Source organism: Paenibacillus sp. VTT E-133291, from assembly GCF_002264395.1.
Lineage (GTDB): Bacteria > Bacillota > Bacilli > Paenibacillales > Paenibacillaceae > Paenibacillus_AQ > Paenibacillus_AQ nitricinens.
On record NZ_NFVA01000007.1, the window covers coordinates 1 to 15,011 of the forward strand.

11 protein-coding genes are annotated in these 15,011 nt (G+C 43.6%); 8 read left to right on the forward strand and 3 right to left on the reverse strand.

The window, feature by feature from the left end:
* Positions 1-305 precede the first annotated feature (305 nt).
* From CA598_RS04730 to CA598_RS04745, 4 genes are all read left to right on the forward strand, one after another.
* Positions 306-2,192, forward strand: coding sequence for a glucose PTS transporter subunit IIA (locus CA598_RS04730; RefSeq protein ID WP_094875623.1), 1,887 nt, complete (start codon positions 306-308; stop codon positions 2,190-2,192).
* A complete protein-coding gene (ptsP, locus tag CA598_RS04735; RefSeq protein WP_094875624.1) occupies positions 2,189-3,958 on the forward strand; it encodes a phosphoenolpyruvate--protein phosphotransferase in 1,770 nt (589 codons plus the stop codon). Before CA598_RS04730 ends, ptsP begins: the two co-directional genes overlap by 4 nt.
* Before the next feature lie 182 nt (positions 3,959-4,140).
* The gene (locus CA598_RS04740; RefSeq protein ID WP_094875626.1) at positions 4,141-4,671 is read left to right on the forward strand and encodes a sigma-70 family RNA polymerase sigma factor; all 531 of its coding nucleotides are present in this window, start codon (positions 4,141-4,143) and stop codon (positions 4,669-4,671) included.
* Positions 4,664-6,064, forward strand: a complete 1,401-nt coding sequence (locus tag CA598_RS04745; RefSeq protein WP_094875627.1) for a DUF4179 domain-containing protein — start codon at positions 4,664-4,666, stop codon at positions 6,062-6,064. Before CA598_RS04740 ends, CA598_RS04745 begins: the two co-directional genes overlap by 8 nt.
* A gap of 99 nt (positions 6,065-6,163) precedes the next feature.
* On the opposite strand, the gene CA598_RS04750 is transcribed toward CA598_RS04745, so the two are convergent.
* Entirely contained in the window at positions 6,164-6,688 is a 525-nt protein-coding gene (locus tag CA598_RS04750) for a type 1 glutamine amidotransferase domain-containing protein (protein WP_042126813.1), read from the reverse strand.
* Positions 6,689-6,894: 206 nt separating this feature from the next.
* Between CA598_RS04750 and CA598_RS04755 the strand changes: the two genes are divergently transcribed.
* The 3 genes from CA598_RS04755 to CA598_RS04765 all read left to right on the forward strand — a co-directional run bounded on the left by CA598_RS04755 (position 6,895) and on the right by CA598_RS04765 (position 9,407).
* Positions 6,895-7,347: a hypothetical protein gene (locus CA598_RS04755; protein WP_094875629.1), complete on the forward strand. Its 453-nt coding sequence runs from the start codon at positions 6,895-6,897 to the stop codon at positions 7,345-7,347.
* A 264-nt stretch (positions 7,348-7,611) separates the two neighbouring features.
* The gene (gene ccpA / locus CA598_RS04760) at positions 7,612-8,622 is read left to right on the forward strand and encodes a catabolite control protein A (RefSeq protein WP_036686140.1); all 1,011 of its coding nucleotides are present in this window, start codon (positions 7,612-7,614) and stop codon (positions 8,620-8,622) included.
* Positions 8,623-8,711: 89 nt separating this feature from the next.
* Complete coding sequence (locus tag CA598_RS04765) at positions 8,712-9,407, forward strand: 5'-methylthioadenosine/adenosylhomocysteine nucleosidase (RefSeq protein WP_094875630.1); 696 nt, start codon at positions 8,712-8,714, stop codon at positions 9,405-9,407.
* 7 nt (positions 9,408-9,414) lie between these two features.
* Here CA598_RS04765 and CA598_RS04770 read toward each other — a convergent pair whose 3' ends face one another.
* On the reverse strand, positions 9,415-10,047 hold the full coding sequence (locus CA598_RS04770; RefSeq protein WP_094875632.1) for a GNAT family N-acetyltransferase: 633 nt from the start codon (positions 10,045-10,047) through the stop codon (positions 9,415-9,417).
* A 160-nt stretch (positions 10,048-10,207) separates the two neighbouring features.
* Between CA598_RS04770 and acsA the strand changes: the two genes are divergently transcribed.
* Positions 10,208-11,932 (forward strand): acetate--CoA ligase, encoded by a 1,725-nt coding sequence (acsA, locus tag CA598_RS04775; protein WP_094875633.1) that lies wholly within the window; start codon positions 10,208-10,210, stop codon positions 11,930-11,932.
* An 83-nt stretch (positions 11,933-12,015) separates the two neighbouring features.
* Here acsA and CA598_RS04780 read toward each other — a convergent pair whose 3' ends face one another.
* On the reverse strand, positions 12,016-14,928 hold the full coding sequence (locus CA598_RS04780; protein WP_094868517.1) for a transglycosylase domain-containing protein: 2,913 nt from the start codon (positions 14,926-14,928) through the stop codon (positions 12,016-12,018).
* Between the last annotated feature and the right edge of the window lie 83 nt (positions 14,929-15,011).

Genomic DNA, 15,011 nt, shown 5'->3' on the forward strand with positions numbered 1-15,011 from the left:
GAATGACTCCATAATTAAGGGGCTGAACCGCAAAACTTCATTCAATAAATATAACTATACACTTGAAGCATTATTAGAGACGCACATTCATTTAGAGCAACTTTTTATCGGTTTTAACCAACTTTAGCATTGTTTGCTTTAGTGCTTTGGAATCCCGAGCCCAGAGAATGGTGTTTCTAGGTGATTTTATTGAGGAGTGAGTGTGTATTTGTTTTAAATATACCCTGAACTTTTCCTTCAGTTTATTTTGACAAAAACCCCCGCAGCGCTTACCATTCAATATAGAAAGAAAGGAGAGGGTAGCCTTGAATTGGCTCGGATCATTGCAGCAATTGGGCAGAGCCATAATGCTTCCTACCATGGTACTGCCGGCGGCAGCCATTTTGCTTAGTTTGGGCAGCTTACCTTGGTCTGCATGGGGACTTTCTTCGGTATCCGAAGTGGCTACATACGCTGGGCAGGGAATCTTTTATTTTATGCCTTATTTATTCGCTGTGGGTGTAGCATGGGGATTATCCAATCAAGCTGGAACGGCGGGTCTTGCCGCATTGGCTGGAATGTTCACTTACGACCGGATTGTTACCCATATGGGAGACGGGCTTGTACAACCTGCAACACTTATCGGAATTTTGCTGGGTATAGTTGCCGGTATCGCTCAAAACCGGTTCAAAAATATCAAGCTTCCAGAGGCGATACAGTTCTTTGGAGGGTCGCGTTTTGTTTTGCTGTTCATGGGATTGTTTTCGGCTGGCTTTGCATGGGTGATGTTAGGGATCTCTCCACTGCTGCAAAGAGGAGTGGATGATCTTTTTCAAGGAATTTTGCAGACAGGCGGATTTGGCGTTTTTATTTATGGAGTGCTATATAGAGTACTAACAGCCTTCGGTCTTCACCATATTCTCAACAATGTGTTTTGGTTTCAGTTTGGAAACTTTACAACTCCTGATGGTAGCACTGTCGTTCAGGGGGATTTGCCACGTTTTTTTGCAGGCGATCCTACGGCGGGCATTTTTATGGCGGGTTTGTTTCCGATAATGATGTTCGCACTGCCAGCCATTGCTTTTGCAATTATTCAGGAAGCGCGCGAGGACTTGAAGCCTAAAATTAAAAAGACTTTCATGCGAGCGGCTTTGGTTTGTTTTCTGACCGGGGTTTCAGAGCAGATTGAATTCGCGTTTTTGTTTGCTTCTCCGTATTTATTCGCGATACATACTGTAATGTCTGGTCTTGCTATGGTACTGACCTATATGCTGGGAATTCATCACGGGTTCTCTTATTCGGCAGGAGCGATTGACTTCTTTTTGAATATGCATCTGTCGCAGAGGGCTTGGCTTTTGATTCCGATCGGTATTGGTTATGGAATTGTATATTATAATTTATTCCGCTGGGCGATTCGCCGTTTTCAGATCCCGACACCAGGGCGTGAAGAAGGTTCCGAACTTGGTGATTGGGCAGGCAATATCCCATATCAGGCACCACTGATCTTGGAGGCGCTTGGTGGCAAGGAGAATATCGTACAAGTACAATCCTGTATCACTCGTTTGAGGCTAACCGTCCATAATGATCGATATATAGATACGGGGGCGCTAAAAGGTCTTGGCTCTGCTGGGATTATCAAGCTCGGTGGCGGGAATGTTCAGGTAGTATTTGGTACGTATTCAGAGCTTATCCGCGAGGAGATTAATAAGCTAATGCTTCGTGATTTGCCGCAGGTGTTGTTCAGTTCTCCGATGCAGGGTAGAATGATGCCCATTGAGGAAGTACCGGATCACATCTTTGCAGCGAAGCTAGTGGGTGATGGAGTTGCATTTTTGCCGGAAAAAGGGGAGCTTACATCACCTGTATTCGGGAAAGTTATGCACGTCTACCCTACAATGCATGCCGTTGGTATTGCTACACCGGAAGGGCTGGAGGTACTTATGCATATAGGGATCGACACTTCGCAGCTTAAAGGGCCATTTGAGGCGGTTGTAAAAGAAGGCGACAGTGTGGAACCAGGTCAATTGCTTGTTAAATTCGACCTCGCTTATTTGCGTGAGCATGCAGCTTCACTGGCTACACCAATGGTGATTACGAATCCTGATCGAGTAAAATCATGGAGCTATGCTCCATTTAAAAATGTTAAAAAGGGGCAATCTTCAGTAATGTCCGTAGTCTTACATGAAAGTAACGTTGGAGGGATAGAAGGATGATACAAGGCATAGGCGCAGCAGCAGGTGTAGCTATCGGGAAGGCCTTTGTCTTACCGAACTGGGAGTGGAGCTTACCAGACACACAAGTGAACCCAGTGGATCTAGCTAAGGAGTTTGAGCGTTTATACGAAGGTATCCGTACCTCTAAGGACGAGATTGAATTCATCAAAAAAGAATTCAGAGAAGTAGTCGGTCCAGAGGAATCCAGCATTTTTGATGCTCATCTGGCGATTTTGGATGATCCGGTGTTTATGAGTGAAATCCGGGGGATTATTGAACGCCAGTATAAGGCGGCGGAAGTAGCTGTTAAGGAAGCGATTGATCATTTTGTAGCGATGTTTGATCTGCTGGATGATGAATACATGAAGGAGCGGGCGGTTGATATCAAGGATGTCGGTAACCGTCTGTTAAAGCATCTTTTAGGTGCTCCTGAAGTCACGCTGCCATCGGATACACAGCCATATATTCTCGTCGCGAAGGAGTTGTCTCCTTCCCAGTTAGCTCACTTGAACCCAACTTATGTTCTAGGTATTGTTACTATGATGGGCGGTAAAACCTCACATTCCTCCATTATGGCTCGTGCGCTGGGCATTCCGCTCGTAGCAGGCTTGGAGAATAATTTGTCTAACCCAATTCAGACCGGAGACATGCTCGTGATAGACGGAGACACCGGATCAGTGCAAATTCATCCTGATGAGGTAACGATCAATGAATATGTTACACTTCGGAATAAGCAGCATAAAAAGAAAGAACAACTGGAATTGCTTGCTACAGTCGATGCCGTCACTAAAGATGGCGTTAACCTGCGATTGGCCGGTAATATCAGCTCCGTCAAAGAACTTAATTTAGCGCTCAAGTATGGAGCCGAGGGTGTAGGTCTATTCCGTACAGAGTTTCTTTATATGGATCGCAGCTCTTTTCCAACGGAGGATGAACAATTCGAAGTGTATAAACAGGTTGTCGAGAAGGTAGGCAGCAATATGGTTGTGATCCGTTCGCTGGATATAGGCGGGGACAAGCATCTGGATTACTTCCAGCTGCCAGAAGAGCAGAATCCGTTCCTTGGCTATCGTGCCATTCGAATCAGCTTGAATCGACAAGATATGTTCAAAACTCAGCTAACCGCCATTTTGCGGGCGAGTGCGTATGGGAATGTAAAGCTAATGTTCCCTATGATATCTTCCGTAGAAGAAGTACAAGCGGCAAAAGCTGTATTGGAAGAAGTGAAGGCTGAACTGGAGCTTCGGGGCATACCTTTTAATCGGAATATTCCAGTAGGTATTATGATTGAAGTTCCAGCTGCGGTTATGATTGCGGATTTACTGGCTGAGGAAGTAGATTTTTTCAGTATTGGTACGAACGATTTGGTGCAATATGTACTAGCCGTAGACCGTATGAATGAACAAATTGCGCATATGTATCATCCATATCATCCAGCGGTTCTGCGAATGATCCGTATGACTGTAGAAGCAGCGCGTAATGCAAAAATAGATATAAGTGTATGTGGTGAAATGGCAGCAGATGAACGTTCTTTGCCACTTTGGCTGGAGCTAGGGATTAGTGATCTTAGCATGTCGCCGCAGGCACTGCTTAAGGTTAAACACCGTACTCTGAATACACTGGCTATAGACGCTACAAGGGTTGCCAAAGCTTGCTTCCATCATCGTACAAGCTCGGAGACGGAAGAAATCCTAAGTGCTTATGCTCAAAAAAGCGGTATTACACTTGGAACGAGCGTGGAAACAAAGGAGAAAGCTTCTTCATAGGTTATCAAGCGCTACATCATCAAGTCCACACTCAAGGTTCGGCATTCTTGCCGGGCCTTTTTCTTTTGTACTAGATTGTTATAAAAAAACAAAACCGTTTGCGCTTCGGCGCAGTCTATACATAGAGCATGTTGTACAGGAATGATTTATGCGTGAAAGCAAGGGGGGAGGACAAAACAAGCATGGAACACATTATTAAAGACGAAATGGAAATAGTTGCTACGGAAGAAGATACATTCTACGAGCTGGTAGCTGAACAGAAAAAAAAGCTATACAGCATTGCTTACAGCTATTTGCGAAACGAAGCGGATTCTTTAGAAGTTTTGCAGGAGGCAACCTGCCGCGCATGGATTAAACGTAAAAGCTTAAAGGACTCCGAGAAGTTTGCTCCTTGGTTAACTCGTATTCTGATCAATTGCTGTAATGATGAGTTGAAGCGCAGAAATAGGAACGCTGTCACAGAAGTTGCTCGAAGTGATGTAGGGGTTATGGAGATGAAGAGTGACCGCAGGTTGGATATGGAACAAGCGCTGGATGGGGTTAAGCCGAAGTATCGGCAGGTGCTTATACTCAAATATTACAAGGATATGACTCTTTCAGAAATAGCAGAGGTACTCGATAAACCGGAGGGTACCGTGAAGACTTGGCTGAATAAGGGATTGAAACAGTTACGTGAAAGAATGAAACGGAAGGGGGAGCTATTTTATGGCTGAGTCTGAAGAACAGCTGCTGAACGATTATTTTCAGAAAATCAATATTGAGGCTGAGGAAATCCCGGAAGTTAAACTGGACATGGCGATCCGTAAGGGGATGTTACAAGGTAACCGTAAAAGGTGGTCTTTTAGAAAAAGATACGCTGTTGTTGCGTTGGCGGTCTTAACTATTGCCTTATTGATTATTGTCCCATGGGTACATCAGATGGCCAATCCTGTTCGTGCGCAGTTACCACCAAAAAGCTGGGGGAAGCTTGAGGTATTTAGACCCATTATCGCTAATAATCTGACTATAACATCAGCACTTGATGCGGGAATAATGAAGGAAGTAAATATTTCTTCAGCTGAGGTGGACGGAATAAAGTGGACGGTTAACGGAATTATGGCCGATCGAAGAGGAATTGCGGTTCTGTATACAATTGAAAACAATACAGATCGGAAAATGCAACTGTTTGGACTATCCTTGAAAAAGACTCCTGAAAGTAATATTTATCGCACAGGATACAGCGGGTTTAGCACTATTAACGCACAAGAGGTTGGATCTCCTGGGACAACTCGTATGTACGAGCAAATCGTATGGGATGAATATCAGGATGAGTTGGAAGACCCGTTGAATATTTCTCTAAGGTTGCTTCCCGCACCTGATGATCCAGCTTTATCAAGCGGTGAGCTTAAATCTTTAAACATTCAGATTCCAATGGATACCAACAAGGTTTATATTCAAGGAAAAAGAGTTGATCTAAAGGATAATCTGTCCATCGCCGGACAGCAAATTAACATGGAGAATATCTATATTGGACCTACGGGTATTTATATGCGGGAAAGATATGACCAAAAGAATACAATGAGGATATTTAATATGCTTTCACCTAAACTTGTCATCGGAAAAGGAGAGCAACAAGAGGAGTTAATGTGGGTAAGTGGATCGAATATTTATCATAATGATAATATGAGACCTGATGATCCGATTAAGTTTGAAATTGAAGGGATTTCTGCTCTAGATCTATCTAAGCTGGAGCTTGTGATTAATACCGAAACACAGCAGATTCTGAAGGTACCCGATAACAATCTGACGATTTCCAAACGAATGGAGAACGAAGAGCAGGGAATTTTGGTGTTAGATTACTTTATTCCTAAAGAAGAGGAGGACTCGCTTAATGATAGAGGTTTTGGATTGAGCGATTATTTTGAAGATAGCTCTGGAAGCGGGCATATGATGGAAACTATCAAAAATGATTACTCAGGGTATAGAGAGTTTAATGAAAGTAGTAAGGGAACTACAATAACCTATTTCTTCAATGTAGGTAAGGAGAAGTTACCCCAACCGTTGACTTTCTGGTTTAATTCTTATCCAAACGTAATCAAGGAGAAAGCGTCCATACGAATGAAGTAAGTAACTCGGATGTCGAGCGAATTAAATCTAAAGCCCTGTTCTTCACGTTTAGTGAGAAACAGGGCTTGTTTAATTGTTAGAGTATAAATCTTCCGTATTTTATTCCCCAGCTAACGCATCGCAAAAAGCTTTACCATAAGGCGGCAGATCTGGCGGGCGGCGAGCAGAAATAATATGTCCATCCGTAACCACAGCTTCATCCTTCCATATCGCTCCGGCATTCTCCATGTCATCACGGATGCCAGGTGTAGAGGTGACGGTTACACCTTCGAGAATTTTAGCAGAAATTAATACCCAACCTGCGTGGCAGATTTGCCCAATAGGTTTCTTAGCTGCATTGAAATCCTGCACAAGCTTTAGTACGGCACTGTATCTGCGGATTTTATCAGGGGCCCAGCCGCCAGGAACTAAAATCCCGTCATAATCTGCGGCATTAAGATCGTCCCAGGAGTACTCTGCTTTTGCAGGCACACCATATTTGCCGATATATGTTTTATCTTTTTCCAAACCTGCCAAGTGAACCTCAGCGCCTTCTTCTCTTACTCGGTACACGGGATACCAGAGCTCCAAATCTTCAAATTCATCGTCTACGAGTGCTATGACCTTTTTTCCAGCTAGTCTCATTTTGTAAAGCTCCTTTCGCATCACATGATCCTTCATATTCTATCAAATTTAAAATACGAAGTCATCTGGAGTGTTGTAAATTATAGATGAATTGCCAATTTAATCATTATATGCAATTAAGGAGGGTTTTAATCGAGAGAGGTCGAATATAGAAATTGAAAAGTCATACTTTGTACTTAATTCATTTCTTGCAAGAGGTGTAGAAGATGTATACAGATAACTTAATGGAGAAGTTGTGCAGCTGTGGTGGCCTCATGAACTTACATATGCATTCATTGATTTTTAATACGAAGGTGAAGATTACAAATGTCCCTGTCTATACTTGTCCGAAATGTACTAGTTATGAGCCCTTGTCGTTAATTAAAGCAGATCTAGGAAAGCTAGTGAAAGAACTGAATGCGGATTTGCCAAGACAAGATTTTTCGTTTACTCAAAGAAATGAATTAGCTAGTGTCCTAAAAGAATCTTTGACAGAGGTTATTGTCGGCGGATTTCAAGAATTAGAGTTGGCTATCCGAGAGACAATTCAGGCTAGAGTGGATATGTTACTTGATCTATACCGACTAGCTGAGGGGCTCGAAGACCAGAATTGGATGGAAGAAACTAGTCGAAGGCTGTCTCAATTAACGTTGCAAACGACTAAAAACGCAAATTATTAAAACATTCTGTGAAAATAATGAAAAACTTTCACGGAATGTTGGATTTTTCACTCACTTTTTGTTACGATAGATAGAAGTTACATTATTGTGCTCGTGAATAGGGAGACCTACACTAGTCAAAAATTGTAATTAGGGGTTACGTCTTCATCCTTGAAAGAAATTTTGAAAGGAAAATGAAGCGTTATCATTGCACAATTGTACAAAGTGTCGTATCATATTTTTAATTAGTCGAACGATAAAATTTATCGCAATGGAGAGAGTAATTTGACGGTAACCATTTACGATGTAGCTCGAGAAGCAGGCGTATCTATGGCTACGGTATCACGGGTTGTGAACAATAACCCTAACGTGAAACCGCAGACCCGGAAGAAAGTTTTTGAAGCGATTGAGCGTTTGGGATATCGTCCCAATGCCGTGGCGAGAGGACTTGCCAGTAAGAAAACGACAACCGTTGGGGTTGTCATCCCTGATATTTCAAACTCGATTTTTGCAGAAATTGCACGCGGGATTGAAGATATCGCGAATATGTATCATTACAATATTATATTGTGTAACGCGGATAAGCGTAAAGAAAAGGAAATCCGTGTCATCAATACCCTTTTGGAGAAACAGGTCGATGGTCTGCTCTTCATGGGTGGTACGGTAACTGATGAACATATTCAAGCTTTCCAGACTTCTGCAGTTCCGATTGTCCTATGTGCTACACGGGATGAGAAGGGGACTTATCCTTCCGTTGACATCGATCATGAAACCGCTGCTTTTGATGCAGTGAATACATTGATCCGTCACGGTCACCGTGAAATCGCAATGATCAGTGGTACACTGCAGGATCCTGCGAATGGATATGCGCGTTTCCATGGTTATAAGAAAGCCCTTGAACAGGCTGGAATCGAATACCAAGAGGATTTAGTTCGTATCGGTAACTACCGCTATGAATCTGGTGTCGAAGCCATGAAGTATTTCCTTGGACTCAAGAAGAAGCCAACCGCTATTTTTGCCGCAACCGACGAGATGGCTATTGGTGCAATTCACAGTATTCAAGATGAAGGTCTGAAAGTACCGGATGACTTCTCCATTATTAGTGTGGACAACATCCGTATGGCTTCGATGGTTCGTCCATTGTTGACGACAGTAGCCCAGCCTATGTATGACCTAGGTGCGGTAGCAATGAGACTTTTGACGAAACTCATGAAGAAAGAGACGGTTGAGAATCCGCGGGTTATCCTGCCTCATGAAACGATTCTCCGCCTGTCTGTTAATCATCTGAATAAGTAATTTAAGAACTAAACAGTATTTCCGTAAAAAGCTCCTTTTGGAGCTTTTTATGTTTTTTACAGAGTAAATCAGCGGAGGAGGCGTTATCTTTGCCTGAAATAATCGGATTAATTGGTGCGATGGATGAAGAGATTAAGCTATTACTAGAAAGGATGGAAAATCAGGAGACGAAGGTCAAGGCAGGCATTCATTATTACATAGGAAATATATTTGGAAAGTCTATAGTGCTGTGTAAATCTGGGGTAGGTAAAGTGAATGCGGCAGTTACGACACAAATTCTAATTGATTCTTTTGGTGTGACTCATGTGTTGTTTACTGGGGTTGCTGGTGCTGTGCACCCTGAGTTGAATATTGGAGATATTGTTATATCATCTACTTGTGTTCAGCATGATATGGATGCTACAGCACTTGGCTTTTCAAAAGGTGAAATCCCTTATCAGGATCATTCTGTCTTTCAGGCAGACTCTTCATTGGTACGCCTTGCTGAGAGGGCGTGTAACGAGCTAGGCCAAAAGTACTTGATCGGCAAAGTACTTTCAGGTGATCAATTCATTTCTAATGCGGAGATTGTAGCCAAATTAAGAGAGGAATTGGACGGAGCGTGCGTGGAGATGGAAGGGGCGGCGGTTGCACAAGTGTGTGTGATGAACGCCACTCCCTTTGTTATAATTCGTTCGATGTCTGATAAGTCTGACGGGTCAGCAAATGTGAGTTTTAAGGAGTTCACGGTGGAAGCCTCGGGGCGCTCACATTCTATATTAGAATATATGCTGCAGCATCTTTAATACTCGTTTAGTACATGAAGCGCTGTCTAAAGCGTACTCTGTCGAAAGTCTCCTGTGAGGACATAGGTACCTCTTGTCCAATACGAACCATTAGGCAGTTTGCTGGATGTGAACAGATTTCGGGATCATCTGTAGCATACCAAACCATATTTACAGTTTTCATTAGCCGCTCCATCATTTGACGATAAGCCCACACATCAAGTCCACTTCCTTTTAAATCCCAGTGCCAATAATACTCTGTTGTAAAGACGATACAATTCTCTAATTGCTCTTGCTCAAAAGCAGTGGAAATCAGCAGCCGGCCTAGTCCGGCTCCCCTATAATCATTACTCACCTCAATAGCTCCAAGCTCAATTAGATCCATCATTCCACCCTGTGACCAAAGCTCCATTTCATCCGGATAATGAAAGGTTACATAGCCTATTATAGTGCCATCCTCTACAGCTGTAATTATTCGTCCTTCTGGCAGGCTGGCAATCTCTATGAGAGCTTCATGCTGTTCAATCGGCTTGCGGAAGGCATCAAGATCATGATGCATGTGGAGGGCTTTGAGGTCCTCTGGAGATCGGGGGCCACTTATTGTTAGTGTCCTGCCTTTATATGAAAGCGTATGGGAAACAGGGATTTTACGATGTTCCATAGCCGTGCTCCTTCCGGATGATAAAATATGGAATGTAAACGTTTGCTATGTTATACTAATTCAGACATAAAAAATTCACATTCAGTGCATTGACATCATTATCTAAGAAAAGAGTCTTACCCTTAAAGCTTAAATCAAACGAGTGAGGGAGGCAAGAGTGATGGGTCAAGTCCATAGCGAAATTTTGCCTGGCCGTGTGCAGAGCTCCAATATGTCTGATTACACCCAGGCAGTAGCCAATTTTAAGTGGGAGGATGTTGAACGTAACTTCTCATGGTATGACACTGGAAAGGTTAATATGGCACATGAAGCAGTGGATCGCCACGTTCAAGAAGGACGGGGAGCGGCAACGGCCCTGCTCTACAGTGATGCGGTGCGGGATGAATCCTATACATTTGCCGATCTGCTGGAACGGTCGAATCGGTTCGGAAATGTATTGCGTAAATATGGTATCGGTAAGGGAGATCGGGTATTTATTTTTATGCCTCGTCAACCGGAACTATATTTTAGTTTACTAGGCATTCTGAAGATTGGGGCAATAGCGGGCCCTCTGTTCGAAGCCTTTATGGAGACAGCAGTTAAGGACCGGCTGGAAGATAGTGGTGCGGTTGCTTTGGTTACTACACCGGAGCTACTTCATCGTGTGAAGCGAGATGAGCTTCCGAATTTGCGTCATGTTTTTCTAGTAGGCGGCACCACTGATATCGAGCAAGGTAACTTAGGTTTTACTGAGGAGATGGATAACGCATCTTCTGAGCTCGAATTGGAATGGCTTGACCTGGACGATGGCCTTATCATGCATTATACATCTGGTTCTACAGGAAAACCTAAAGGCGTTTATCATGTGCAAAGAGCAATGATTCAACATTATTATACAGGTAGAGTGGTGCTGGATCTACGTCCGGATGATATTTACTGGTGTACAGCTGATCCGGGCTGGGTGACAGGAACATCTTACGGAATATTTTCACCCTGGTTAAATGGGGTAACGAATGTCGTGAGAGGGGGACGTTTTAGTCCTCAGGATTGGTATAAGACGATTGAACGAAATAAGGTTAGTGTTTGGTACAGTGCACCTACAGCATTTCGTATGTTGATGGGTGCAGGCGAGAGTTCCATTCAGGGAATTGATTTGAGCAGCCTGCGCCATGTCCTGTCTGTTGGTGAGCCATTAAATCCTGAAGTGGTGCGGTGGGGAGATAAATTCTACAATCAGCGCATTCATGATACTTGGTGGATGACCGAGACAGGAGCGCAACTGATCTGCAATTATCCTGGAATGGATATTAAACCAGGCTCTATGGGCCGTCCGTTGCCAGGCATTGAAGCAGCAATTTTAGATGATCGAGGCAATATTCTCCCACCATTTTCAATGGGGAATCTTGCAATACGGACGCCTTGGCCATCCATGATGAATTCGATCTGGAACAATAAGGCGAAGTATGAGGAGTATTTCCGCATTCCTGGTTGGTACATTTCTGGTGATTCTGCTTATATGGATGATGATGGATATTTCTGGTTTCAAGGACGGATTGACGACGTTATCAACTCTTCTGGTGAGCGTATAGGACCTTTTGAAGTGGAGAGTAAATTGGTAGAGCATCCAGCTGTGGCGGAAGCGGGTGTAATTGGTAAACCAGACCTGGTGCGTGGGGAAATTATTAAGGCTTTCATTTCACTGAGAGAAGGCTATACTCCTACAGCTGCTCTCAAAGAGGAGATCGCGGCATTTGTTAAAGCCGGACTATCAGCGCATGCTGCACCGAGAGAGATCGAATTTAAGGATAAACTTCCTAAGACACGATCAGGTAAAATCATGCGGCGCGTATTAAAGGCTTGGGAGCTTCATCTCCCAACTGGTGATCTATCAACGATAGAAGATTAGAATGGATCATAAAAAAACACCGTTCCCTTATGAATTAAAGGGAACGGTGTTTTGCTGTGTGAAGTTATTCTCTTGACTACCGGTTAATGGTTTCCAGTCGTATTGCCGGCTTTGCCACTATTACTGTTTCCGTTACTGCTACCTTCGCCAGATGGTGTTGAAGTAGGCGTAGGAAGAATGGTTCCTGGAATCTCAATATCCTCTCCTGGTGTACTCTCAGAGTCTGTAGGAGGCGTTGTCTCCGGTTGTTGATCCGGAGTTGGTGTTGCTTCCGGAGTCGGTGTAGTGCCTCCAGCAACGCTGCCAGAAGCTGTCTCATTACCTGCGACATCAACAGCACTGACATAGAATGTTGCATTGGCACTTGCAGGCGTTCCTGGCGAGAATACCTTGCTCTCGTCAGCCATAATTACAGCTTGCTTCTGGAATGACCCGCCGTTTAAAGAACGGTATAAGCGGTATCCGACGACATCTGGAGAGCCGCTTGGAGAGAAGCTGATCACAGCTTTTCCAGTGCTGTAAGAGACACTGACATTTCCAGGGGCAGTAGGAGCAGAGCCATCGTCCACACGTGGATCGACTTCAGTAGGGAAATCTGTTTTGGCATCCGCTGGCATATAATACTCCAGCGATTTATGCTCCTTCATTTTAGGGAAAGCTGCCAAGAGCTCCTTAACTAATTCCTGGATCGGTTTATCGCGTTTAACTACGATTTTTTCTTTTAGGAAATCCTCCGGTGTACCTTCGAGCGGGATATAATTGACGCCATTGTAAGTAATATATTTGGCTTTGGATATCCCGTCGTCGCTCTCTTTAGGTACATATTTCACATTGAAAAGATCCGTTGTGAATTTGTCAGTTAGGGCCGTTGGCAGTTTACCGCTGTATGCGGAAACTGTCTTTTTGATAATTCCCTCAGGTTGTGCGAATTTGTCTGTAACGAACAAGTCTGGCTGCTTATCAATAACAGCATTCAGGACTTTAGCCCATAAGGTCTGTGCTTGTCGTTTCTGTGTATCTCCTGTAAGGGTATTAATTTGTTCCTTATAACCAACCCACATGCCAAGTGTGACATCAGGGGTGTAGCCCATGAACCAGACATCTCCGTAGTTCTGAGTGGAGCCAGTCTTACCTACAATCGGAACGTCTTTAAAGTGTTTATAATCTCTTCTTACTGTACTTGCAGTACCTTCTGTAATTACTGTACGCAGCATATCGGTCATTAGATAAGCAGTCTGCTCAGAGAATACTTGTTCAGGATTAACCTTGTGCTGATAAACGATCTTGCCTTCCGAATCCACAATCTTCTCAATCATATAAGCATCATTAAATGCTCCCTGATTGCCAATGGCGGAATAGGCATTGGTTAATTCTTCAACGGATGTACCGTATCGAAGACCACCTATAACCCCAGTCTGCGCTCTGTAATCATCTTCAGTGAGTGTAGTGATCCCTAGCTTTTTAGTAAAGGCCCAAGCATCCTCTATTCCGACCTTTTCGTTAAATAGTTTAAGTGCCGGTAGGTTGAGGGATTTATTAAGTGCATAGCGAGCCGTAACTAAACCCTGATAGCGATTGTTTGCATTTTTAGGAATATGGAAGCCTTTCCCGCCATCCTTCAAAATGATTGGAGCATCATCTAAGATCCCGGCAGGTTGAATCAGTCCTGCATCTAAGGCAGGTAAGTATGCTGAAATCGGCTTCATTGTTGAGCCAGGTTGCCGGACCATTTGGGTTGCATAGTTCATTTGCTCGATATTAAAATCGCGGCCCTCAATCATACCGAGAATGGCTCCGGTCTTGTTGTCGATCAATATACCAGCCGTCTGTTCAATACCTTTTGTTTTGCTGTCCTTGGTGAAATTACTGCTATCTTCGGAAATACTGTGCATTGCACTGTATACTTTCTTATCAATCGTGGTATAGACTCGGTAACCGCCAGTCATTAACTGTTGTCTTGCTTCCTCAAGAAGTATGGCATTATCACTAGAGCTAGTGGTATCGGTTGTACTGTTTTTCTCTTCATTTAGTGACAAAATAATCTCAGCTGCTTTACGCTCCGTCTCCATCATCAGGTATGGATATGTAGCATAGGCTTTCTTAGTGTGAGGAGCGAGAGAGCTTTTAATATCGAATTTGAGTGCTTCATCATATTGGGAGGTTGTGATCTTGTTCTCCTCCAGCATACGACGAAGTACAAGCTGTTGACGATCCATAGCTCTGTTGAACGCCTTTGCGTTAAATTCTCCAACGCCATTGAATGCTGAATAAGCGGAAGGGAGCTGTGGAAGGCCGGCCAAATACGCCGCTTGGGCAATATTCAGCTTGTCTAGATCATCCAGACCGAATATACCTTTGGATGCAGCTTTAATCCCAAATACGTTATAGCCATTCGAGCCATTACCGAACGGAACCTTGTTCAGATAAGCCGTTAAAATCTCTTGCTTGGTCAAGAAGCGCTCTAGTCTAAGTGAAAGTAGAATTTCTTTTGCTTTGCGATCTTCTGTTCGATCCAGATTGAGAAATACACGTCTTGCGAGCTGTTGAGTAAGAGTACTGCCTCCGGTCTGAACAGATTCATTTAATATCTTTTGTTTGACGGCACGTAAGGTGCCTTTGAAATCCACGCCATTATGCTCATTGAAATTATTGTCCTCTATAGCGAGAACTGCATCAATAATAATCTGGGGGATATCGTTGTATTGAATGAGCCTTCGATCTTCTTCTGTACGAAGCTGGCCGATCGGTGCGCCATCACGGAAGTATGCGAATCCGGTAATTGCATTTTGTCCGACTTGCTGTTGAATCATTTCCTCGGAGCGAACAGGTTCATCTTTCACCATGGAAGTGACATATCCTGCTGCTGCACCACCGACGAACAGAATGCCTATTATGCCAAGAATAAACATCCACTTAACTACAGAGCCGAACCTGCTAAGCCCAGATCTGCGGGGTGAAGGCTTCTTTACGTTTTTTTTCTTGTTCTCTTGAACCATCGACGATAATTCCTCCTTTTAACGGAATTATTATAGCACAAATTGGCGATTTTGAATGCAGTCTGAGTGTTCATTACCTATTA